This is a genomic window from Sphingobacterium sp. G1-14 (assembly GCF_002196555.1).
GTDB lineage: Bacteria > Bacteroidota > Bacteroidia > Sphingobacteriales > Sphingobacteriaceae > Sphingobacterium > Sphingobacterium siyangense.
In genome coordinates this window covers 5206994-5230515 of record NZ_CP021381.1, presented here as the reverse complement: position 1 = coordinate 5230515, position 23522 = coordinate 5206994, and the positions used below count along the sequence as shown (strand labels likewise).

The 23522-nt window shown below is 38.5% G+C and carries 19 protein-coding genes; 16 read left to right on the top strand and 3 right to left on the bottom strand.

The window, feature by feature from the left end; all coding sequences use genetic code 11:
• The first annotated feature begins 54 nt into the window (after positions 1-54).
• The 8 genes from CBM24_RS22545 to CBM24_RS22510 all read left to right on the top strand — a co-directional run bounded on the left by CBM24_RS22545 (position 55) and on the right by CBM24_RS22510 (position 13047).
• Positions 55-3357 carry a SusC/RagA family TonB-linked outer membrane protein gene (locus CBM24_RS22545; protein ID WP_232475605.1) on the top strand — a complete coding sequence of 1101 codons (3303 nt, stop codon included), beginning with the start codon at positions 55-57 and terminating at the stop codon, positions 3355-3357.
• Positions 3358-3390: 33 nt separating this feature from the next.
• On the top strand, positions 3391-5106 hold the full coding sequence (locus tag CBM24_RS22540; protein ID WP_075994033.1) for a RagB/SusD family nutrient uptake outer membrane protein: 1716 nt from the start codon (positions 3391-3393) through the stop codon (positions 5104-5106).
• A gap of 124 nt (positions 5107-5230) precedes the next feature.
• Entirely contained in the window at positions 5231-6550 is a 1320-nt protein-coding gene (locus tag CBM24_RS22535; protein ID WP_232475604.1) for a D-alanyl-D-alanine carboxypeptidase, read from the top strand.
• A 10-nt stretch (positions 6551-6560) separates the two neighbouring features.
• On the top strand, positions 6561-7859 hold the full coding sequence (locus tag CBM24_RS22530) for an MFS transporter (protein ID WP_088162815.1): 1299 nt from the start codon (positions 6561-6563) through the stop codon (positions 7857-7859).
• Positions 7860-7879: 20 nt separating this feature from the next.
• Positions 7880-8608, top strand: a complete 729-nt coding sequence (locus tag CBM24_RS22525) for a (Fe-S)-binding protein (protein WP_070566110.1) — start codon at positions 7880-7882, stop codon at positions 8606-8608.
• A gap of 22 nt (positions 8609-8630) precedes the next feature.
• Positions 8631-9521: a TIM barrel protein gene (locus CBM24_RS22520; RefSeq protein ID WP_088162814.1), complete on the top strand. Its 891-nt coding sequence runs from the start codon at positions 8631-8633 to the stop codon at positions 9519-9521.
• 278 nt (positions 9522-9799) lie between these two features.
• A complete protein-coding gene (locus CBM24_RS22515; protein ID WP_088162813.1) occupies positions 9800-11374 on the top strand; it encodes a peptide MFS transporter in 1575 nt (524 codons plus the stop codon).
• Positions 11375-11457: 83 nt separating this feature from the next.
• On the top strand, positions 11458-13047 hold the full coding sequence (locus CBM24_RS22510; RefSeq protein ID WP_088162812.1) for a peptide MFS transporter: 1590 nt from the start codon (positions 11458-11460) through the stop codon (positions 13045-13047).
• A 91-nt stretch (positions 13048-13138) separates the two neighbouring features.
• Here CBM24_RS22510 and CBM24_RS22505 read toward each other — a convergent pair whose 3' ends face one another.
• Both CBM24_RS22505 and CBM24_RS22500 read right to left on the bottom strand, forming a co-directional pair.
• Positions 13139-14431, bottom strand: coding sequence for a hemolysin family protein (locus tag CBM24_RS22505; RefSeq protein WP_088162811.1), 1293 nt, complete (start codon positions 14429-14431; stop codon positions 13139-13141).
• Between the two features lie 144 nt (positions 14432-14575).
• Positions 14576-15922, bottom strand: coding sequence for a Gfo/Idh/MocA family protein (locus CBM24_RS22500; protein WP_075994028.1), 1347 nt, complete (start codon positions 15920-15922; stop codon positions 14576-14578).
• 230 nt (positions 15923-16152) lie between these two features.
• Between CBM24_RS22500 and CBM24_RS22495 the strand changes: the two genes are divergently transcribed.
• On the top strand, positions 16153-17259 hold the full coding sequence (locus CBM24_RS22495; RefSeq protein ID WP_088162810.1) for a phosphotransferase enzyme family protein: 1107 nt from the start codon (positions 16153-16155) through the stop codon (positions 17257-17259).
• 80 nt (positions 17260-17339) lie between these two features.
• Positions 17340-17984, top strand: a complete 645-nt coding sequence (locus CBM24_RS22490; RefSeq protein WP_145328726.1) for a carbohydrate-binding family 9-like protein — start codon at positions 17340-17342, stop codon at positions 17982-17984.
• Between the two features lie 23 nt (positions 17985-18007).
• Here CBM24_RS22490 and CBM24_RS22485 read toward each other — a convergent pair whose 3' ends face one another.
• Positions 18008-18346 carry a DUF2853 family protein gene (locus tag CBM24_RS22485; RefSeq protein WP_088162808.1) on the bottom strand — a complete coding sequence of 113 codons (339 nt, stop codon included), beginning with the start codon at positions 18344-18346 and terminating at the stop codon, positions 18008-18010.
• Positions 18347-18572: 226 nt separating this feature from the next.
• Here CBM24_RS22485 and CBM24_RS22480 point away from each other — a divergent pair, with 226 nt between their 5' ends.
• The 6 genes from CBM24_RS22480 to CBM24_RS22455 all read left to right on the top strand — a co-directional run bounded on the left by CBM24_RS22480 (position 18573) and on the right by CBM24_RS22455 (position 23468).
• Positions 18573-18821, top strand: a complete 249-nt coding sequence (locus CBM24_RS22480; protein WP_046671774.1) for a type B 50S ribosomal protein L31 — start codon at positions 18573-18575, stop codon at positions 18819-18821.
• Between the two features lie 78 nt (positions 18822-18899).
• Positions 18900-20066, top strand: a complete 1167-nt coding sequence (locus CBM24_RS22475) for a putative sugar nucleotidyl transferase (protein WP_088162807.1) — start codon at positions 18900-18902, stop codon at positions 20064-20066.
• Positions 20067-20077: 11 nt separating this feature from the next.
• Entirely contained in the window at positions 20078-20845 is a 768-nt protein-coding gene (gene tpiA, locus CBM24_RS22470) for a triose-phosphate isomerase (RefSeq protein WP_088162806.1), read from the top strand.
• A 9-nt stretch (positions 20846-20854) separates the two neighbouring features.
• A complete protein-coding gene (gene prmA / locus CBM24_RS22465) occupies positions 20855-21694 on the top strand; it encodes a 50S ribosomal protein L11 methyltransferase (protein WP_088162805.1) in 840 nt (279 codons plus the stop codon).
• A gap of 7 nt (positions 21695-21701) precedes the next feature.
• Positions 21702-23072, top strand: coding sequence for a Mur ligase domain-containing protein (locus tag CBM24_RS22460; protein WP_088162804.1), 1371 nt, complete (start codon positions 21702-21704; stop codon positions 23070-23072).
• A 66-nt stretch (positions 23073-23138) separates the two neighbouring features.
• On the top strand, positions 23139-23468 hold the full coding sequence (locus tag CBM24_RS22455) for a helix-turn-helix domain-containing protein (protein WP_046671770.1): 330 nt from the start codon (positions 23139-23141) through the stop codon (positions 23466-23468).
• The last annotated feature ends 54 nt before the right edge of the window (positions 23469-23522 follow it).

The following is a 23522-nucleotide window of genomic DNA, read 5'->3' as shown; positions in this document are numbered from 1 at the left end:
AAAACAACTAAAGCATAAACATAAATTTTTTTAAACCACCTATTTAGTAAAATTATGATGAAAAAAACGGACAAAAATTGCTGTTTTGATCTCATATTGGGCCAAAAGTTCAATAAGAGGTTTCTGATTATGAGTTCTCTTCTCATTGGAGGAGGAATGACCACTCATGGATTTGCCAGTGGATTAACTAGCCATGGCAAAGTTGAAGTCGTTTCATTAATCAAAACAAGGAGCGTACAACAGACGCCTATCAAAGGGGTTGTGAAGGATGCTGCTACAGGTCAAGGTATTACTGGTGTATCTGTGAAAGTCAAAGGGAGCAGTAACGGGACGTCGACCGGCGAGAATGGTGCATTTACCATTCAAGCAAAAGTGGGCGATGTGTTGATTATCAGTTATATTGGGTACAAAAGTACTGAAGTTGCTGTTTCTTCGAAAGCTGATCTTGCAATTTCCTTAAGCGGTTCAGAAGATGCCTTGGAAGAGGTTGTTGTCACAGGTTATTCGGCGCAGCGTAAGAAAGATTTAACTGGTGCTGTTGCCGTTGTCAATGTGAAGGAATTGAAAACTACCCCGGCAGCGAGTGCTGTTGAGGCGTTGCAAGGGCGGGCAACAGGGGTTCAGATCGTAGTAGATGGTGCCCCTGGTTCTACACCACAGATCAAAATTCGTGGTTACAGTACGATCAACAACAACGAGCCGCTTTACATCATTGATGGAGTGCCTTATGAAGGAAAGTTAAGCTGGTTGAATCAAAATGATATTGAGACGATGCAGGTCTTAAAAGATGCATCAGCAGCTTCAATTTATGGTTCACGTGCAAATAATGGTGTTGTCATCATTACCACAAAAATAGGTAAAAGCGGAAAACCTCAATTTAGCCTTGACTCTTATTATGGTGTGCAGGTTCCAAACAGTGGGCGTTTTCCAAAAATGTTGTCTCCGCAACAAACATTGGATATTGAAAACAGATTGGACGGCACAAACAATGTGATGCCTGATTACCTTATCGCTGGACCTAAAGTGGGCGGGAAAGATGTGATTACAGCTGCAGACGTGGATATGTCAAAATATAAGTACGATGCGAGTAGCCGAAGCGATTTTTATCAAATTACCAAAGCAAATAAGGCCGGAACCAACTGGTTTGATGCTTTATCCCAAAATGCCCCTACTCAGTCGCACCAACTTAGCGTTTTAGGAGGTGGTGAAGATGCTTCCTATGCGATTTCGGGTGGTTATCTGAAACAAAAAGGAACGATTATTCATACCGGTTTTGAAAAATATAATCTTCGTTCAAACACACGCTTCTCTGCCTTTAATAATAAACTACGTTTCGGCGAAAATATGCAATATAGTTTTACGGAAGGATTTGGTATGGGAGTAAATACCAATACTGCCGGGGACTATATCGGTGAAGGTAGTGCTTTAGGTTTTGCGTATCGTATTCATAATATCATTCCTGTATATGATGAGGGCGGAAATTTTGCAGGATCTGTTGGCGGACAGTATGGTAATGGAGAAAATCCTGTTGCTATCGCCTATCGTGCCAAGGATAATAAAAATAAGAGCAATATGTTTTTCGGGAATGTCTTTGGAGAATTTGATATTGTCTCAGGATTAACCTTCCGTAGCAGTTTTGGTATGAAGTATGAAAACTACAATGGTGTATCTTATACCTATCCAAACCCTGAGTTTACAGAAGGAAGTTTTAACAATGGAATTAATGAATTTTTTGGACTGAATAAAGAATGGACTTGGACAAATACTTTAAATTATAAAAAAACATTTAATGAGGCACATACGTTGAGCATTCTTGCTGGTACGGAAGCTATTCAGAATAGAAATAGGCAAATAAGGGGAAAAGGAAATGGCTTTTTTACAATGTCATCGCTTGATTACCTTTACTTGGATGCCGCTTCAACTGGTCGCGTCAGTGAAGGTAGCGGTTCTGTAGGCTCCTTGTTTTCGGTGTTTGGAAAGGTTGATTATTCCTACAAAGATCGGTATATCTTAAGCGCAACAGTGCGTCGTGACGGTTCTTCTAATTTTGGGCCGAACAATAAATATGGAACATTCCCTGGAGCGAGTGCTGCCTGGCGTTTGTCGGAGGAAGAATTCATGAAAGGTGTGTCATGGATCTCGGACCTAAAAATCAGAGCGGGTTATGGGGTGACGGGGAACCAACGTATTCCAGCCAATCAATATCTGAATCGCTATCAGGTCGCGATTAATTCATCTTCATATCCTATTGACGGAAGCTTGACTTCCGGTATGTGGCACAATGCCTACAGTAATCCGGACGTAAAATGGGAACAAGTATCTGCATTAAACATTGGGGTGGATTTTACCCTGGCACAAGGTGATTTTGATGGATCTTTTGATTGGTACAATAAAAAGACGAAAGACATGCTGTACCTATTGCCTTTACCTGCTGTTGCCGCAGGCCGGGCCGGATCGCCTTATGTAAATATTGGTGATATGCAAAATAAAGGTATCGAGTTTTCATTGAATTATCATTACGGTAGACGTCAAGAAAGTGCATTTAAATTGGATCTGTCCGCTACTATTTCACGTAACGTGAACAAGATTGTTTCTTTGGCACCATCAGTAACCCAACAAGTGTACGGTAGTTTTAGAAGTATGGAAACCTCCATCTTAAAACCTGGAGAACCTCTTGGTGCTTTCTATGGCTATAAAGTAATTGGTATTTATTCGGAAGCGGATATGAACAATGCAAGTGTCGCTAAATATGAGGATGGAAAGTCGAGAGCTGGTGGACTTAAATTTGAGGATGTCAATGGTGACGGCAAAATTGATGCAAGTGACCGTACCGTTATAGGTAGCCCACATCCTGACTTTGTGTATTCATTCAATATCAATGCGGCTTATAAAAACTTTGATTTTATGGCCTACTTCTATGGTTCAAAGGGTAATCAAAACTATGAAGCTACGAGATACTTTACAGATTTTGGTGTGTTTAGAGGTCAAAAAAGTACACGCGTATTGGAAGAATGGAGTCCAACGAATAGCGGTAGCATGATCCCTTCTCAAGTGAGAAATGCTTCACCCTATGAGTATGCTTCTTCGAGCTATTATGTACAGGATGCAAGTTTCTTGAAATTGAAAAATCTTCAAGTTGGCTATAACTTCGATACCAATCGTGTTTTTGGTAATAATACCGGTATCAAGAAACTCCGTGCTTATGTGGGGGTAACAAATCTGTTTACGATTACTAAATATGAGGGGCTTGATCCAGAAGTTACGGCTACTCCGTCGACTTACCCAGCCTTGGGTGTAGATTTTGGTGTGTATCCACAGGCTCGTCAATATATGTTGGGTGTTAGTCTAGGATTTTAAGGGTTTAGTGATTTAAGTTAAAATTTGATTGAAATGAAAAAAAGAAATATAATTACAGTTTTAGGTATATCATTGACTTTATTAGCCTCTTGTGGGAAATCTTTTTTGGAGCGTGATCCGCAAGCTGAATTGCCTGAGTCTCAGATTGTAAATTCAAAAGGTATAGAGGCCTCTCTTATCGGGGCGTATGGAATATTAAACGGCAATGTCAACGGTACCTGGGGGAATTACTCTTCGGCGCCTAGCCAATGGTTGTTTGGTGAAGTTGCTGGAGATAATGCACATAAAGGATCTGAGGCAACCGATCAACCGAACATGAATATGATCGAATTTCATACGCCAAATAGTTCGAACGACAACCTGAGTCAAATGTGGGAAGTTTATTATGAGGGCGTATTAAGGGCAAATAATACGTTGCGTATTCTGAAGGCTGACCAAGCAGGTGAAAAAACGGTAACGGCTGCACGTGCGAAGGAAATAGAAGGTGAGGCCCGAGTATTGCGAGCGCATTATTATTTTTATTTATGGCGTGTTTTCAAAAATCTAGCGTATGTTGATGAGAACACAACAGATGATGAGGCTAAAACGAAACCGAATAAGGATGATGTACTTCCGAAGATTATTGACGATTTAAAAGCAGGAATAGCGAATTTGCCAGCGACAAAAATCAATAGCCAGGCCGGACGTATGGATCAGAATATCGCGAAAGCTTATTTGGGTAAAGTTTACCTCTACCAGAAAAAATATGCGGATGCGTTAGTTTTGTTTAAGGAAGTTATAGGTGCAAAGGATCTACGTACGATGCCGTACCAAAATAACTTTGATGTACTTACAAAAGACGGCCCAGAGGCATTATTGGTATCGAAGCATGTGATTAATCCAGATGGATCTGGTGATAATGCCAATGTTGGTGATATGTTGTCTGGATTAAATGGAAGTAATCCTGTAGGTTGTTGTGGTTTCTATCAGCCGACCATTGATTTGGTTAATGCCTATAAAGTCGATGCAAATGGATTACCATTGTTAGATGGTTCTTATCGAAATAATCCATATAAATCAGATTTCGGTTTGTCCGATGACGCAAAGAAAACATATAAACTTGATGTTACGCTTCGTTTTGACCCACGTTTAGATTATACGGTTGGCCGTAGAGGTGTGAATTTCTATGATTATGGTGTCATGCCAGGTGATGCATGGATTCGTGAGGTGAGCTCGGGTGGACCATTTGTTGGTATAAAAACAATGATTCCGAAGAGTTTGCATGCAACACATACTGCGTCAGGAGCGGCATATATTACTGACTTGGATGTTAATATTATTCGTTTAGCTGATGTTGTTTTAATGGCAGCTGAATGTCAGGTTGAATTAGGCGATTTAGGTGCAGCAATGAATCTGGTAAATGCAGTTCGTGAGCGTGCGGCAAAATTACCTCCTAAAACGACTGGCGATAATGTAGCAGCGGCGGTATATGTTGTTAAACCTTATACTTCTTTCCCAGACCAAAATTATGCGCGCAAAGCTGTTCGTTTTGAACGTCGTTTAGAATTAGCGATGGAAGGACATCGTTTCTATGACCTTGTGCGTTGGGGGGAGGCGAAAACTGTATTGGAAAGCTACGCAACGTTTGAAGGCGGTTTTATGGCTCGCTATAAAGGCTTAAACTATAAACCTCAAAATGATTACTTCCCAATTCCACAATCGCAGATTGACAGAAGTGGTGGAGCTCTGACACAAAATCAAGGATATTAATTTTTGATAGTTTAAAAAGGAAAGGGAGAGACAATGTCTCTCCCTTTCCTTTTTATAGGATTTGTATCTGAATTTTGGCAATAGACGAAAGGGAGTTCTTGCAGTTTTTTGTATGTTTGAACTGATGGAAAAAATTTTAAGTGCATTGTTGCTGCTTTGGTTTGTGCCGGCGGCTACTTTTGTAGCGAAGGCTCAGAGCTTTGAGGATGTTTATCAGCTATTTCAAGAATCTAAAATATTAAATGATCATTTTGTTGGGTTTTCTTTGTATGACCTAAATGCCAATAAATATGTGATGGACATAAACGGCAATAAGCATTTTACACCGGCTTCCAATACAAAAATGTATACCACCTATGCTGCTCTAGCGCTATTGGGGGATTCAATACCTGGTTTGGAGTATGTGGAACGCGGAGACTCGCTGCTTATCTGGGGGACAGGTGATCCGACGTTTCTGCATAATCGGTTAGATACCCGGGTGGTGTATAACTTTTTGAAAAATACGAATAAACGCATTTTTGTTGTGCCAGGGACAATGAAGAATAAGTTCTTTGCACATGGTTGGGCTATGGAAGATTTTGAAGCTTACTATCAGCCTGAAATCAGTACATTTCCTATTTATGGTAATGTGGTCACCTTTCGACAAAAAGGTTATAATTATTTATCAACCTCTCCAGCGAGTTTTCAAAATTCACTGGATTTTTTGCCGGAACCTAAGGTAGGTGATTTTGAACTTTCCCGTTCATTTCGTGCAAATTCCTTTTGGATGTCCAAACGTCCCGTTCCGAGCGGTTATGTCAATGAAGTCCCATTTATCTATTCTGATAGCTTATTTATTAAATTATTGTCGGATAGTCTAGGTAAATCCGTGACCTTATTGTCTTATCAAAAACCAAGCAATACCAAGATACTCTATTCTGGCAGTACCAAAAATTTAATCCGTGAAATGATGTTGCCAAGTGATAATTTTATTGCTGAACAGTTTTTAATGATGTGTTCGTGGAAACAATTCGGCCAATTTGATACTTACTTGGTGCGGGATTGGATGAAGAATAACGTTTATAAATACTTTTCAGCTGAGGTTGCCATTTTTGATGGATCGGGCTTGTCGTCCTATAACAAGGTGACTCCGCAAAATAATGTCGATCTATTGGTCGTCTTGAAAAATAAGTTGCCGGATGAGAAGGAACGTTTTCGTCTTTTTCCGGCCGGAGGTGTAGATGGTACTCTGAAACGTACCTATAGCAAAGATCTCGGAGAACCGTTTGTTTTTGCTAAAACAGGAACGATTACATCTGTCTACAATCAAAGTGGTTATTTGATCACACGGACAGGAAGGCGCTTGGCATTTTCTTTTATGAACAATAATTATATAGATGATCGAGCAAGTGCAATTCGTAAAGAAATGGCTAAAATAATTACTTATATTCGTCAAACTTATTAAGCCAATTTAAATGGAAGCAATTGTAAAAAACAATAAAAAATTGATTCGTTCTTGGGCCATGTTCGATTGGGCCAATTCTGCTTACAACCTTGTTATTACTTCCACGATATTCCCTGTTTACTATACCGCAATTACTACAACAAAAGAGCATGGTGATGTTGTTAGTTTCTTTGGGATTGAAGTTGTCAATACCGCACTTTCCAATTTTTCTTTGGCCTTTGCCTATCTGTTGATGTCTTTTTCTTTGCCCTTTATTTCTTCGTACGCTGATGCAAAAGGAAAAAAGAAACAGATTATGAAATTCTTCACTTATGTTGGAGCAGTTGCATGTATGTGCTTATTTTTCTTCAAGCTTGAAACTTTGGAAATTGGTATCATCTGTTTTGTACTTGCAGCGATGGGGTATATTGGCGGTGTTTTGTTTAATAATTCCTATTTGCCGCTTTTGGCGACTGTCGATCAGCAAGATAAGGTGAGTGCGCAAGGTTTTGCTTATGGTTATATTGGCTGTGTCACTTTACAGATTCTTTGTTTTATAGTGGTGCTTAAACCTGAATGGTTTGGTATTACAGATGCTTCACTACCGGCCCGTATATCGTTTCTAATGGTCGGATTGTGGTGGCTTGGGTTTTCAATGATTCCTTTTAAATACCTGCCTAAAATCGATGCAACCGAGAATAACACAGGTAAGAGTTTTGTTCAGAATGTACGGGATGAATTCGGCCATGTTATCCAAAAGATCAAAGGTATTCCTGAAATAAAACAGTTTTTGCCGGCTTTTTTCTTTTATGCAATTGGTGTTCAGACTTTGATGATTGTCGCCTCTTCTTTTGGGGAGAAAATTTTGCATTTAGGCGCAGAAAGGTTGATAGCTACCATTCTTCTCATTCAACTTGTAGCTATCTTAGGTGCATTTTTAATGTCTTATTTATCTACGCTTTTTGGGAATATCAAGGTGTTGATCGTTGTGGTGATGATCTGGATCGTCATCTGTATTTCGGCCTTTTATTTATCTACCCCACTTCAGTTTTATATCATTGCTGCATTGGTCGGTTTAGTTATGGGCGGGATTCAGTCCTTATCGCGTTCGACCTATTCTAAATTAATTCCGACGGATATCAAAGATACGACTGCTTTTTTCTCTTTTTATGACGTCACAGAAAAAGTTGCCATTGTCATTGGATTATTCTCATTCGGGTTTATAGAACAGGTTACACATAATATTCGATATTCGGCATTGGTTCTTTCTTTATTTTTTGTAATTGGATTGTTACTTTTGATCCGGATATTAGTATCCAATAAATCTTAATTTTATTGATTGAATTGCATATGAAAGTAGAACTTTTTGTTCCTTGTTTTATAGATCAGCTTTACCCTGAGACCGCTTTTAATACGGTTCGTTTATTAGAAAAGGTCGGCTGCGAGGTTGTCTATAATCCTGAGCAGACATGCTGTGGCCAGCCTGCCTATAATGCTGGATTTTGGGATGATGCAAAACAGGTCGGACGGAAGTTTTTAGGTGATTTCTCGGGAGATCATGTGATTATTTCTCCTTCTGCGTCTTGTACTGGTATGGTACGACATGCTTATAATGATTTATTCGCAAATTCGGCAGATTCCCATCAATGCCATAAAATACAGCAACAGGTTATGGAAATCTCTGATTTTTTAGTAAACGTGCTAAAAAAAGAGTATTTTGGAGCTGAGCTTGAGGGTGTTGCGGTGTACCACGATTCTTGTTCGGCTTTGCGGGAGTGCAAGATAAAAGAGGAACCACGGAAATTATTGAGTAAGGTCTTAGGTTTGGAGATGGTGGAGGTGAAAGATAGCGAGACATGTTGTGGGTTTGGGGGTAGTTTTGCCGTTAAATTCGAAGGAATATCCGCGGCAATGGCTGAGCAAAAAGTGCGCAATGCACTTGATCTGAATGCGGATTATATTATTTCCACGGATTCATCTTGTTTGCTACAGCTTCAATCTTATATCGATAAACATAAATTACCCATTCAGACGATGCACCTCGTTGATGTGTTGACTACTGGCTGGGGAAATATTTAAATAACACATTAAATCTAAACACATGAATTCAAGAAGAGATTTTCTTAAAAACCTTGCACTAGCGTCTGCTGGTATAGCATTAGCTCCCTCTTTGGAGAGTTTTGCGGCAGCAAAGAAAGATTGGTTTGACATTTCCTTGGCTGAATGGTCATTGCATAAATCCTTGTTCAAGGGAGATTTGAACAATTTGGATTTTCCGGTATTAGCTGCCAAAAAATACGGTATCTATGGGGTGGAATATGTGAATCAGTTTTTTAAGGATAAGGCTAATGATAATAACTACCTTACTGAGCTAAATATGCGTGCAAAAGATAATGGTGTACGTAATGTACTCATTATGATTGATGGTGAGGGAAATCTCGGTGATGAAGATGAAACAAAGAGAAAACAAGCCGTGCAAAACCATTATAAGTGGATTTCTGCAGCTAATTTCTTAGGTTGTCATGCAATCCGTGTCAATGCGGCTGGAAAAGGGACTCCTGAGGAAGTTAGTAAACGTGTTGTCGAAAGTTTAACAGCGCTATCTGATATTGGTAAAAAAGCGGGGATTAGCATTATTGTAGAAAACCATGGTGGTATCTCTTCACATGGTGACTGGTTGGCTAATACATTAAAAGCAGTGGGTAGTAAATATTGTGGAAGTTTACCTGATCTTGGTAATTTCTATGAGTATGATCGTTATCAAGGTGTGACGGATCTAATGCCTTATGCACATGGTGTGAGTGCCAAAACACATGATTTTGATGCTAATGGAAATGAAACGCAAATTGACTATGAGCGTATGTTGAAGATTGTTAAAAAAGCAAAATTCAAAGGTTATGTGGGGATTGAATATGAGGGAAGTAAGTTGAGCGAAGAAGAGGGTATTTTTGCTACTAAAAAATTACTGGAACGTTTGCGCCCTTTGATCTAATATTTAACTAGTCGAGTTCTTTTCAGGAAATGGAAGGAACTCGACTAGTTAAATAGGTTTTAATTGAAGTATTGCTCGGATGCAACAACGAAAAAAACTGCAGTCCATTCGTTAGAAACCTATTAAAATCTTCACTATCTTGCTTGAGTATATGAAGACGGGTGAACAACCTCTTTCTTTGTGTAGAGGATCATCGGATTTTTCCGTTTACCGATGGTATATTTTATAAATGGAAATCGCACTACCTTATTTTGAAAAATAACGACTAAAAAAAAAACATGAATTTTGAAAAAAATGCTGTTCTTGAAACCCATTTGCAAAAAGTAGGGGCTGAACATGTATTGGTACAAGGGCATCCTGCCGGCTTGTTTGTATTATTCTTCACAGAGATGTGGGAGCGTTTTAGCTATTATGGTATGCGGGCGCTGTTGGTAAATTTTTTGGTTTCTACCATTGCCCAACAAGGATGGGGTTGGACCAACTCCGAGGCCATGAAGCTTTATGGTTTGTACACCGGGATGGTGTTTTTAACGCCACTGTTCGGTGGGATTATAGCCGATCGCCTAACAGGATATAAAAAATCCATTATGGTCGGAGCTATAATTATGACGCTGGGACATATCGCTATGGCTTTAGAGGGATTTAATAAAAGCTTCTTTTTGGCGGGTTTGGTGCTGATTGTTTTGGGAAATGGATTGTTCAAACCCAATATTTCTTCGATGGTAGGGAAATTATATCCGGATAAAGGAGGAAAAAAGGATGCTGGTTATACCATCTTTTATATGGGCATCAACGGGGGAGCGTTTTTAGGAATGATGCTGTGCGGTTATATTGGTGAGAAGATCGGCTGGCATTATGGCTTTGGGCTTGCCGGAGTATTTATGTTTTTGGGAATGTTGCAGTTCTATTTTGCACAACCCATTTTCGGAAAAATTGGAAATACACCCGAGAAACAAGACGAGTTAACCGATATTGCGGCCGGTCAAGAAGAAAATCCAAAGCATATTGTTCGTGATCGTTTGCTGGTAATAGCCATTTTTATGTTGTCAAGTATTGTTTTCCATTTAGCTTTTGAGCAAGCAGGTGGTTCGATGACGATCTTTGCAAAAAATTATACACAACGGGTATTGAGTGGAGAAGTGGCGGTTTTATTTAAATGGTTGGACGCTGCATTGACGGTTTTGCCGATTGTGGTAATTACTGGCGTACTGTTTGTTTTAGCGAAGAAAATCATACTAAAATACCCTATGATTATACTTTTTTCGAGTATTTCTTTTGTGATCATTTGGTCTTTGTGTCTTTGGAAAGTTTATCGGGAATATTATGGTATGAATTCCGAAGTTACGGTATCCTGGTTTCCGATGTTAAATTCTTTCTTTATCATTACCCTGGCCACATCATTTAGTAAGATATGGGAGAAAGTGTGGAATCCTTCTGGTCCGATTAAGTTTGCAATGGGACTGACATTGGTTGGAGTCGGTTTTGCAGCTTTATCTATTGGAAGCTCTGAGATTCCTACCGGTGCAAAGACGGCCTCTGTTAGTATGATCTGGCTGGTATTGGCGTACTTTTTTCATACAGTGGGCGAATTATGTATTGGTCCGGTCGGACTTTCTTATGTCAGTAAACTATCGCCAAAAAAATTCCTGGGGTTATTGTTTGGTTTTTGGTTTTGTGCCAATGCCATAGCTAATTTTATAGGGGGCTTTATTGGGTCATATATTGATAAGATTACAGAATCTCATTCGATGTCATATTTCTTTGCTGTATTTACAGTAATTCCTATGGTGGCTGCTGTATTTCTTATTCTGGCCAACAAAAAAATAAAAAAGATGATGCATGGAATTGATTAATTCATAGAAAAATAGTGTATCTTCAAGCGATTTTTATCAAAATAAAAACAAAACCTGAGTTATAAAACAATTATTGAAATTATATGAATCAAGAAAAAGATCAAGTTCTTGTAGCACATCTTGCTAAGCAGGGGATCGATGAAAAGATGGTAAATGGGCATCCTGCCGGATTATTTGTGCTATTCTTTACAGAGATGTGGGAGCGGTTTAGTTACTATGGTATGCGGGCATTGTTGACCTTATTTTTAATAAGTTCCCTTGCTGATGGGGGATGGGAATGGAGTAACGAACGTGCCATGAAACTTTACGGTTTGTATACTGGTTTTGTCTATTTAACACCATTGATCGGTGGAATGATTGCGGATAAGCTAACCGGTTTTAAGAAGGCGATTTTGATAGGCGCTTTGGTAATGACATTGGGGCACCTGTCTATGGCATTTGAGGGTGTGAATTCCAATTTCTTTTATCTGGGTCTTGTGTTAATGATTTTGGGTAACGGGATGTTTAAGCCTAATATTTCTTCTATGGTGGGAAATCTTTATCCAGATCAAAGTCCTAAAAAAGATGCAGGGTATACCATATTCTACATGGGCATCAATGCCGGGTCATTTTTGGGAATGCTTCTATGTGGGTATATCGGCGAAAAAATTGGTTGGCATTATGGTTTCGGGCTTGCCGGAGTATTTATGTTCTTTGGTATGTTGCAATTCTATTTTGGACAAAAGATCTTTGGAATTATCGGAGATTCACCCAAAGCACTTCAGGCTTACCATGAAAAAAAGATCAAAAATCACGAAGAGGAGGAAGAGGTCATTCCTGCACATGTTGTCCGTGATAGGTTAATCGTTGTCACCATATTTATGTTGGCTAGTGTGGTTTTCTTTCTGTCTTTTGAACAGGCGGGCGGATCCATGTCTATCTTTGCAAAGGATTATACACAAAGGGTCCTGTCTGGAAGTTCAGCAGTGACATTTAAATGGATTGATACTATTTTGACTATTGTGCCTATCGTTATTGTGACGATCGTTTTAACAGCATTGGCTAGAAAAATATATAAACAGTATCCATTGACTATTTTATTTACCGCTGTCTCATTTGGTATCATTTGGTGCTTAGGCTTATGGAAAGTATTTCGAGAAATTGGAATAACCGGATCGGAAGTTGGAGCCTCATGGTTTCAAATATTGAATGCATTTTTTATTATTTCACTTGCATCGTCATTTAGCAAATTCTGGGAGAAGGTCTGGAATCCTTCGGGACCAGTTAAGTTTGCACTAGGTTTAATATTGGTGGGAATTGGATTTGCAGCATTAGCCTATGGGGCGAGCGAGATTCCTCAAGGAGCAAAGACAGCGTCTGTGAGTATGATTTGGTTGGTGATCGCCTATTTCTTTCATTCAGCAGGGGAGCTTTGTCTTTCACCTGTTGGCTTGTCTTATGTTAGTAAGCTTTCCCCAAAGAAATTTTTAGGGCTTCTTTTCGGTTGCTGGTTCTGTGCTTCGGCAATTGCCAATTTTATCGGTGGATTTTTAGGCTCATACATTGATCGCATTACAGAAGAACATTCGATGTCCTATTTCTTTATGATATTTGCAATAGTTCCTGGGGTTACGGCATTGCTATTAATTGTCTTCAATCCAATATTGAAAAAAATGATGCATGGGATCAACTAATCAAGATCGGATAGTATCATAAAAATAAGGGCTAATCAGTGTATGTTTAGCCCTTATTTTTTTATACTTTATTGTTGATACTTATCTATGTTTATTCTTCAATTTTTAAAAGCAATTTATCGATGCGGTGTCCATCCATATCGAGCACCTCAAAAATTAGGTTTTTAAATCGCACGCGTTCACCTTCTTCGGGTACGTGATCTAATCTTAGGAACACGAGGCCTCCTACGGTGGTTACGTTATTGATCTCATCTTCGTCTTCTTCAGAAAGACCGATTTCAAATTCATCCAAAAGATCCTCGATCTGATATTGTCCGTCGACAACATAATCGCCGTTTTCCAATTGACGTATTGTCGGACGGGCACTTAGGTCGCTTTCTGTGATGTTGCCGACCAAATCGCCAACGATATCCCGTAACGTAATAATTCCCTGTGGTGAGCCATACTCATCAATGACAACCGCCTGATGTATACTGGAGGTACGCAAGGTATTCATAATGCTATAAGATGAACTGAATTCATTAACAAATTTGATCGGTAACATAAGTGTTCTGAGATCAAATGCTTCGTTCTGGAGGCATTGACGGAGTAATGATTTTACATGAACAACACCTTTGATATTGTCGAGACCACCTTCACAAACTGGGTAGATGGAATGATCGTTGTCCAAAATGATCTTTCTGTTTTCTTCAAAGGAATCTTCCAGATCCAAAAAAACAATGTTTTTGCGGTGAGTCATTAGGTTGACCGCTTTTTTGTCCCCTAAACTCAACAAACGGTCGACGATATCGTGCTCAATACCTTCGATGACGCCACTGTCAACACCTTCGTCTACTAATGCCTTAATTTCTTCTTCTGTGACACTATTGCCGCTGCTCTTGATATTGAGTATTTTGACAATAAACTCCGTCGACATACTGAGTAGCCATACAAATGGCCGAACGATTTTGCTAAGCAGGTTCATCGGGTAAGCAATCAGCATGGCGTACTTCTCCGGAATAGCCATACCGATACGTTTGGGGACCAGTTCACCAAGCACCAACGAAAAGTAGGTGATGATAAAGACGACAATGATGACGGCGAGCTGTTCGCTATAGGGGGCTATGATACTAGATTTATTAAAGATCTCTACCAGGTAAGATGAAATACTGCCGCCAGAAAAGAATCCGGTTAAGATGCCAATAAGGGTAATGCCTATTTGTACAGTGGATAGAAAGCTGTTGGGCGATTCTTTTAGGTTTAGCGCTATTTTTGCAGCGGCATTGTTTTTATCGCTTTCAGCCTGTAGCCTTGCCTTTCTGCTGGACACGATGGATATTTCTGATGCCGACAGTATTCCGTTTAGAATAATCAGGACTAAAATAATAATTGCTTCGGTAAGCATAATGAGTTGAAAAAGTTGTTTGCTAGGCTAATTTACGGAAAAGACCGGCCAAATAGTAGGATTATTATGATTATGTCAGGCATTCATAAAAAAAGCCGTATATCTTTCAATACGGCTTTTATGATAATAAGCGTGTTTTTTCAATTACATTCCACTGTCATCTAACATAAAGGTATTTTTCTTGGTTTTCCATTTTCCTTTTGTGAAATCAGGGAATTCCAACGTTTTATTTCCTTTTGCAATAGACTCGGTAGATAATGGGAATACAGCGCTCATGGTTACTGAATCATACACGTCAATTGGAGTCTGTACTTTTTGTTTTACAGCTTGAATGAACGCATTGAATACAAACCAGTCCATGCCACCATGGCCAGAACCGTTTGCTACCTCCTCATATTTTTGCCAAATTGGGTGATCGTATTTCTTTACCCATTCGTCTGCAGAATCCCAAGTGTGTGGTTTGGATTTACCCTCGATGTGAATACCTTTGGCAACATCCATCCAAATACCGTCTGTTCCCTGTACGCGGAAACCGATAGAGTAAGGTCTTGGTAAGTGTGTATCATGCGTTAATAACATGGTTTCTCCATTCGCACATTGTAACATCGTTTGAGTGATATCACCATTTTTGTAATTGATCTTACCGTTAGGATGTCCCGGGGAAACTTTATTGACATAGGCTGCCAATCCACGGGCTTTACTTGAGTACGAAGTGATATGAGTGAATCTGTTCCCCTTGTTGATATCTGCAAATTGCATAATTGGACCTAAACCGTGTGTAGGGTATAGATCACCATCTTGGTCGATATTGAACTGTGTACGCCATTGTGCCTCAGAAATTGCTTTCGGACCATATTCAACGCCATGGCCATAATAGGCTTTTCCGTCATTGAATAATACCTCGCGTAAATCGTGTTGATAACCGCCTTCCAGGTGCAACAATTCACCAAATAGTCCTTGTCTGTGCATATTCAATACAGCAAGTACATCACGACGGAATGCAACATTTTCTAGGGTCATGTAAGGTTTTCCAGTTTCTTCGGATGCTTTCACAATATCCCAGTGATCTTGTAGCGTTAAACCTGCAATAACCTCGCAACCCACGTATAGACCAGCTTTCATTGCGTCAATAGCTTGGTTTTTGTGGAATTGCCAAGGCGTTGCAATAATGACAGCATCTAATTTTTCATTGCTTAACATCTTTTTGTAAGCATCAACTCCACCAGTATACTCTTTTGGAAGTTTGGTGCCTTTTGCATTGAATTGTTTACGGCATTGTGCTAGAGATTCTTCCTGGGTGTCACAGACAGCCACAATTTCTAGATCATCTCTGTTTAGGGCAATTTGAACGTGATTACGTCCTCTAAGGCCTACGCCAATAAAACCGATTTTTATTTTCCCATTTGTTTGAGCAAATAATTCTGTACTTGAAAGGACACCGATTCCAGCTGTAGTGATGGCAGTCGATTTTATGAAATTTCTTCTATCCATTGTTTTGAGATATAAGGAGTTTGTATATTAGTTATTTACTTGTTTGAAAACAGTCCTTAAGACTGGCTACTATTAACAAATATATTATTTCATTTGGGATAAATGAAAGTGCAAACGTTTGCTTAATTTTATTAAATTTCATGCAAACGTTTGATTGAAATAAAAATTATCATTTATTAATTCAATTTGTGATATTGCAAGCACATTGATGATTTAAAAAACATAGTTTAATGTCTGATTTTAACCAATTAGTAGTAGAGAGCGCAGCAAAACAATTCACATTAGAAGGAGATATCATTTCAGTGCAACCGTTTGGTTCTGGTCATATCAATGATACTTATCGTGTAGTTACTACTGTAGATAGCGGTATATCGCATTTATTACAACGTATTAACCACCATGTTTTTCCGAACGTGGATGGATTAATGCATAATATTGAGATTGTCACCAAGCATCTTAGTAAGAAAGTTAAAGTCGCTGAAGGAAAAAGAATCAGCGATCATGTATTGACAATTGTTCCTACAAAAGATGGGAAATTATATATAAAAGATAGTCAGGATAATTATTGGCGCATGTTTATCCTCATAGAGGATACTAAAAGCTATGATATTGTAGAGACTGAGGTACAGGCAGCTGAGGGTGGTCGCGCTTTTGGTTTGTTTCAAAAGCAGCTCTCGGATTTAGATGCTTCATCGATCGTTGAGGTACTTCCTAACTTTCATAATATAGAGTTTAGACTCGAAAATCTTCGAAAAGCAATCGCTAAAGATGTCTGTCAACGCGTAGCGTCGGTGAAAGACAAATTGGATTTTATCTTTAGTCGTGAAGATCGAATGAAAACCATTCTTGAACTTGGTAGTAAGGGTGAGCTTCCGCTGCGTATTACACATAATGATACAAAGTTTAATAATGTGCTCTTAGATCGCCACGATAAGATGCAATGTGTCATCGATTTAGATACTGTCATGCCGGGTTATGTGGCATATGATTTTGGGGATGCTATTCGGACGATTATTAACCCCGTTGCCGAGGATGAGAAGGATGTTTCGAAAATTCTGCTAAATCTTGCTTTATATAAGGCATATGCCGAAGGTTATTTGGAGGAAGCTAATGACTTCTTGACAACTTTGGAGAAAGAAACATTAGTAGATGGAGCCTTCTTATTGCCATATATGCAAGGAGTACGTTTCTTAACGGACTATTTGGAAGGAGATCATTACTACAAGACTAAATATGAGGACCATAATCTGGTGCGTACAAATACGCAACTGAAATTGGTTGAAGAGATGGAAAAGAATGAAGCATTTATGCGGAAGGTAGTTTTTGATTGCATTTAACAATTTTATACCTTTAATCATATTGAGAAGCTTCCATCGCGTAGATGAAGCTTCTTTTTTCTGTAAAAAAAAATATTCGAATGAAAAAACTAACCATTTTGCCTATCGCAGCGGAGCTGGCCAATACACTAGATTATCATACTTTGTCGAAGCTCTTGAGCAATCTTGAATCGCATTCTTTGGAGTTTAATAATTGGAGCGAATCTTTCCCGTATAAACCTGAGGTACAATTTAAGATTGGCTACACCCGGGAGTATCTAGTGTTGCAGTACGATGTCGTCGAAGAACAACTTCGGGGTAATTATTCCGATACAAATCAAAATGTATGGGAAGATAGTTGTGTGGAGTTCTTTATTTCATTTGATGGACGCAAACATTATTATAACCTTGAATTTAATCTAATTGGAACGGGCTTGATCGGTTATGGCCCTGCCGAAAAGGCGAGTCGAAATCGGTTGGATAGTACAACGATAGAACAGGTGCGTACTTACTCTTTAATTGAGCGTAATGGTTCAGATAAGAGATGGAGTATGATTGAGGTAATTCCATTTGCTGTATTTCAGTTTGACGATCTTGTAGAGCTGAAGGGTAAACTGATACATGGGAATTTTTATAAATGTGGTGATCATCTCAAACAACCACATTTTATATCTTGGAATAAAATAGAAAACCCAACTCCTAACTTCCATCTCCCCGAGTTTTTTGGAGAAATGGTCTTTGGTTAGGAGTTGAGTAAAAAAGTTGATGCTTATTGGTAAACAGATTCTTTTTTGAATTTCTTTGCCAATAAAGCATATACTAATACACGGTATTTATTTTTATTGGATTTGCCAATAGCGGTAATCACTTCCTCTAGTGCCTTGTCTAAATCGGGCCCATCTTTTAGGCCTAATTTTTTGATCAAAAAATTTTGTTTGACACGGTTCAGTTCTTCGGGATCTGATGCAGCGACGGTTTCGGAGTCTGCATTGTAAATGGAAGGTCCTATTCCTTTTGTTACTTTTGCAATAAATGCTTCATCTAATGATAAGCCTAGCTTTTTTGATTCTGCAACATATGCAGCAATTTTTTCATCTAATTTGCTCATAATTATGTAAGTGATTTAATTGTAGTTAGTTAAGTTAGGTAAAAAAGTCGATAAACAAAATTATTCTTTGGGTTAGGATAAAGATTGTTACATTTGTACCCTTGATAAGTGCTGTTAACTAAAATGTGGAAAATTTCAACTAATTATTCTTCGTAATTGTTGTAAGTTACATTTTTATAAGTTATCTTTGCACCTCAATAATTGAATATACGTAATCATAATAATAATGAAAAAAGATTTGCATCCTTCAAATTACAGATTAGTTGTATTTAAAGATATGTCAAATGACTATGCTTTTATTACAAAATCTTGTGTTGATACTAAAGAAACTATCACATGGGAAGATGGTAATGAGTATCCAGTTGTAAAACTAGAGATCTCTCATACATCACACCCTTTCTATACAGGTAAAATGAAATTGGTTGATACTGCTGGTCGTATCGACAAATTCCGTAACCGTTACAACAAAAAATAATTGTAGCAGATCTGTATATTACAATATTAAGAACTCGATAAATATAATTTGTCGAGTTTTTTTTGTTATTTTTAATTTGTGAAAATCTTCTTTACAGATTGCTTTGATTCGATCCAATTGTTGGATAAGCTTAGCTCCCCATTAACTACTTTTGATAGAAAGAGTCTTTATCCATTTACTTTCGTGAAATCTTGCTTGGACCTTCGGGTTGGTATACTGACTTTACGGGAGAAATGGCTAAAATTAGCTTTAGCATTTGATGTACACTATATTGCCGCTCATTCGAACGAGGAGGGGATTATTTGGTTGTCTGAGAACGTTATCCCGTCAGTAGTATTATTGCAGGCTATACAGCGCTTGGGTGTAGGAGAGGTTATTTTACAGCGCGGATACGTTATCGCTTGTTGTTATGCGCGTATGGGCTCTTATCGTGTACAAGAGATTGATACGTCAGTGGATCTACTAAAGGGGGTAGAAGATCTGTTTTTGCTTACAGGAGCTGAAATAACACGTGATTTCAATCTTCTGGTACAAGATGTTCAGTCGTCCAGTATATCTGTGACGAATCAATTGTTAGGAAATGACCTTTATGTAGGCGCTCGTGTTAGCGTGGAATGTGCTACGATCAATACTCTACAAGGCCCCATATATATCGATGAAGATGTTACAATTATGGAGGGAGCGCATTTGCGTGGTCCATTATACCTTGGTAAGGGTGCCGTTGTGAAAATGGGCGCCACGATTTATGGCAATGTTTCGATAGGCAAGCAGAGTGTCATTGGGGGAGAGATCGGAAATTCGGTCATTGGTGATTTTTCGGCCAAGGGGCATCATGGTTATCTAGGGTGTTCAGTGATAGGGGATTGGTGTAACTTAGGGGCTGGTACCTCTAACTCCAATTTGAAGAATAACTTAAAGACCGTTTCAATTTACGATTATGCATTGGATGGTGTTCGGGATACAGGTCTGTTAAAATGCGGGGCCTTTATTGGAGACTATACACGCCTTGGTATCAATTCGGCTTTAAATACAGGGACGGTAATTGGAATTGCAAGCATGCTAGCAGATACAAGTTTTTATGCTAAATTTGTACCGTCATTTGCTTGGGTGTTCGACGGAGGTGTGCAAACTTATGAATTTGATAAGTTTATGGCATATTTGGAGACGCTGTATGCGTCAAAAGGGGAAGAGCTCACGGAGCAGATTAAAGATAAATTGAATCAACTTAACAAAAAATATAATTAAATCGTAAAATCATGCGTAAAAAAATCGTAGCTGGTAATTGGAAAATGAATTTAGACTATCAATCAGGATTGAGCTTGTTTTCTGAAATTATCAATATGGCCAAAGATGAAGTGATTGGAAACCAAGAATTGGTTGTTTGTAGCCCATTTATTCATTTGTCAAGCCTTGGGCAATTGTCGAAAAATGTTGCAAATGTAAATATCGGTGCACAGAATATTCACCAAGCTGAGTCCGGAGCCTATACAGGTGAGATTTCGGCTTCACAAGTGAAATCAGTAGGTGCTTCACATGTTATTTTGGGGCACTCTGAAAGACGTGCTTATTTTGGTGAGACTGATGCATTGTTGGCATCTAAAGTGGATATTGCATTAAAACATGATTTAACACCAATATTCTGTATTGGAGAAACAAGAGAAGAACGCGAATCTGGGGCTTTCTTTGATGTGATCAAAACACAATTGACAGATGGATTGTTCCACTTGTCTAAAGAAGCTTTTGCATCTGTAGTATTGGCATATGAACCAGTTTGGGCAATTGGTACTGGCTTGACAGCTAGCCCAGAGCAAGCACAGGAGGTTCATAAATTTATCCGCGAGGTGCTAGCTGATCAATATGGTCACGAGATTGCTGATAATACAAGTATTCTATATGGAGGGTCTTGTAATCCAGGTAATGCAAAAGATTTGTTTGCTCAAGCCGACATTGATGGTGGTTTGATAGGAGGGGCTTCTTTAAAATCGAGAGATTTTATTGATATCGCTAAAGTATTTAACGGCTAATTTTTAGAAATGAAATACGTAGAGGTTATCTTTCAAATGCGATCAGGTGAAGAATGGCAGAAGGATTTGTTGATATCTGATTTGGCTGATATTGGCTTTGATACTTTTGAGGATACCGAATCTGGATTTGCAGCTTATATTTCAGCTGCAAATCTTGACTTGCAAGCATTAGAAACTTTGATGCTTCAACCTTATGAAGGCCTAGAGGTCGATTATAAGATACAGGAAATAGAAAACCAGAATTGGAATAAATTGTGGGAAAGTAATTTCAACCCAATTGAGGTGGGGGGGCAATGCTATGTGCGTGCAACTTTTCATGAGGCAAAACCTGAGTTTCCCTATGAAATCATTATAGATCCGAAGATGTCTTTTGGCACTGGCCATCATCAAACAACTTCGATGATGCTTCAGTATATCTTGGAGAATGATTTTAATGGCAAGCAGGTTTTAGACATGGGCTGCGGTACAGGGATTCTAGCCATTTTGGCATCAAAAAAACGTGCGAATACTGTGTTGGCTGTGGATTATGATGAAATATGTGTCGAAAGTGTGATCGAAAATAGAGTGCTCAATCATGTTGAGCATATTGAGACGCTCTGTGGATCTTATGAAGTGTTAACAGGTCGGGGCTTTGATGTGATTTTGGCAAATATTAATCGTAACATTCTTTTAGAACAATTACCTCAGTATGCATCGAGCATTCGTACAGGGGGTGAGCTGTACCTAAGTGGTTTCTATGAGCAGGAAGATTTAGCAATCTTAAGCGATGCGGCGACGTCATTAGGTTTTGAGTTTATCTCCAATAAAGTTTTAAATAATTGGTGTGCAGCCAAGTTTGTGAAGCGATAATTTAGCTATGCGGATTCATTTTATAGCAATAGGTGGTAGTGTGATGCATAACCTTGCTATTTCATTGGCAAAACAAGGGCATCAAGTGACAGGTTCTGACGATCAGATCGTAGAACCTTCCCGTTCTCATTTGATTGAAGCAGGCTTGCTTCCTAATCAATTGGGCTGGTTTGAGGAAAAAGTTACGGAGGATATTGATGCTGTGATCTTGGGTGCTCATGCCCAGGTAGATAATCCTGAATTAAGGCGGGCGCAGGAATTAGGTCTTAAAATTTATTCTTTTCCAGAATTTATACAAGAGCTTTCGCAGGATAAAATCCGGGTGGTTATTGCTGGAAGTTACGGTAAGACGACCATAACGAGCATGGTGATGCATGTTATGCGATTTCTAGGAAAAGAATTTGACTATTTGGTAGGGGCTCAATTAAGAGGCTTTGATAAGTTGGTCGATATTACTAAGCATAATAAGATTATTATTATCGAAGGAGATGAATATGTTTCATCCAAGATTGATCCGAAGTCTAAGTTTTTGTATTATAAACCGAATATAGCCTTAATTTCGGGTATTGTATGGAATGAGTTTAACTCGAAAATATCACAAGAGGAATATATTAAACAATTTGAAGATTTTATTGACTCAATTCCGCCAAAAGGTACCTTAATTTATAATAAGGAAGATGTTGTGTTACAGAAGGTTCTCCAAGATACGAAAGATTGTAAGATCAATAGACATGGCTATAAGATTCCTGATTATACAATTAATAAGGGGGTAACCTATATCAATACACCGGATGGAGATGTTCCTTTGCAAGTGTTTGGTAAGCACAACCTATCTAATATTGCTGGAGCCTATACGATCTGCGAATGGTTGGGGATCAAAAAGAAAGAGTTCTTTGAGGCTATAAAAAGTTTTAATACTTCGATTCGTTATTTGGAGTTTGTTGCAAGCTCGGAAGGATCGGTAGTTTATCAGGATTATGCTTGTAATGCGGATAAAGTGAAGTCAAGTATTCACGCCGTGAAAGAGCAATTTCCTAATCAGAAATTGGTCACAATTATCGAATTAAACTCGTATGATAGTTTAGATTCTTCCTTTTTGTTACAATATGCAAACTCGATGAAAGAGTCGGATGTATCTGTGGTCTACGTGAATATAAATTCTTGTAAAGAACTTAATAAAGATATCGAAAGTGTCCCAAATAATATTAAGGATAATTTTAATAATCCTGATTTAGAGGTTGTTGTAAGTTTAGACGGACTCTATTCATTTTTAGATGGTGTCAAATCAAAGGGCTACAATTTACTTCTTATGAGTTTAAATAATTATAATGGGGTTAATTTGTCCGTGCTGGCTGATCGGTTTTTTAGAGATTTTTAGAGAAAAAATTATAATTTAATGTAAATTAAATTGTAATTTATTATTTTTGTTTAAAATATCTACCAGATGAATGCATTAGGAAAAAAAATCAGATTACTTAGACACCAAAAGGGGTGGAGTCAAGAGGATGTTGCAAAACGATTGGATATCTCAATCCCAGCATTTTCTAAAATTGAAACAGGGATTACAGATGTGAATTTGTCTCGCCTGAATCAAATCTCAAAATTATTCAATTTGACAGTTGTTCAACTTTTATCTACTTCTGATTCTGAAGAAGACAAAGAGTATGTAAATGAGGTGAATGCTTTGACGCAAAAATTACAACAACGCGATAGCGAAGTAATTGAATTGCAGAAAAAGGTTATTGATCTTTATGAGCAATTGCACAAAAGATAAGGCATATTAAAATTGTTACCGAAAAGGCAATCCAAAGGGTTGCCTTTTTTTGTT

Coding starts and splice junctions, on each gene's coding strand:
- CBM24_RS22540 (WP_075994033.1), top strand. CDS start 3,391: ATGAAAAAAAGAAATATAATTACAGTTTTAGGTATATCATTGACTTTA.
- CBM24_RS22520 (WP_088162814.1), top strand. CDS start 8,631: ATGAATTCAAGAAGAGATTTTCTTAAAAACCTTGCACTAGCGTCTGCT.
- CBM24_RS22535 (WP_232475604.1), top strand. CDS start 5,231: ATGGAAAAAATTTTAAGTGCATTGTTGCTGCTTTGGTTTGTGCCGGCG.
- tpiA (WP_088162806.1), top strand. CDS start 20,078: ATGCGTAAAAAAATCGTAGCTGGTAATTGGAAAATGAATTTAGACTAT.
- CBM24_RS22530 (WP_088162815.1), top strand. CDS start 6,561: ATGGAAGCAATTGTAAAAAACAATAAAAAATTGATTCGTTCTTGGGCC.
- CBM24_RS22515 (WP_088162813.1), top strand. CDS start 9,800: ATGAATTTTGAAAAAAATGCTGTTCTTGAAACCCATTTGCAAAAAGTA.
- CBM24_RS22525 (WP_070566110.1), top strand. CDS start 7,880: ATGAAAGTAGAACTTTTTGTTCCTTGTTTTATAGATCAGCTTTACCCT.
- CBM24_RS22495 (WP_088162810.1), top strand. CDS start 16,153: ATGTCTGATTTTAACCAATTAGTAGTAGAGAGCGCAGCAAAACAATTC.
- CBM24_RS22505 (WP_088162811.1), bottom strand. CDS start 14,431: ATGCTTACCGAAGCAATTATTATTTTAGTCCTGATTATTCTAAACGGA.
- CBM24_RS22480 (WP_046671774.1), top strand. CDS start 18,573: ATGAAAAAAGATTTGCATCCTTCAAATTACAGATTAGTTGTATTTAAA.
- CBM24_RS22510 (WP_088162812.1), top strand. CDS start 11,458: ATGAATCAAGAAAAAGATCAAGTTCTTGTAGCACATCTTGCTAAGCAG.
- prmA (WP_088162805.1), top strand. CDS start 20,855: ATGAAATACGTAGAGGTTATCTTTCAAATGCGATCAGGTGAAGAATGG.
- CBM24_RS22500 (WP_075994028.1), bottom strand. CDS start 15,922: ATGGATAGAAGAAATTTCATAAAATCGACTGCCATCACTACAGCTGGA.
- CBM24_RS22485 (WP_088162808.1), bottom strand. CDS start 18,346: ATGAGCAAATTAGATGAAAAAATTGCTGCATATGTTGCAGAATCAAAA.
- CBM24_RS22490 (WP_145328726.1), top strand. CDS start 17,340: ATGAAAAAACTAACCATTTTGCCTATCGCAGCGGAGCTGGCCAATACA.
- CBM24_RS22545 (WP_232475605.1), top strand. CDS start 55: ATGATGAAAAAAACGGACAAAAATTGCTGTTTTGATCTCATATTGGGC.
- CBM24_RS22455 (WP_046671770.1), top strand. CDS start 23,139: ATGAATGCATTAGGAAAAAAAATCAGATTACTTAGACACCAAAAGGGG.
- CBM24_RS22460 (WP_088162804.1), top strand. CDS start 21,702: ATGCGGATTCATTTTATAGCAATAGGTGGTAGTGTGATGCATAACCTT.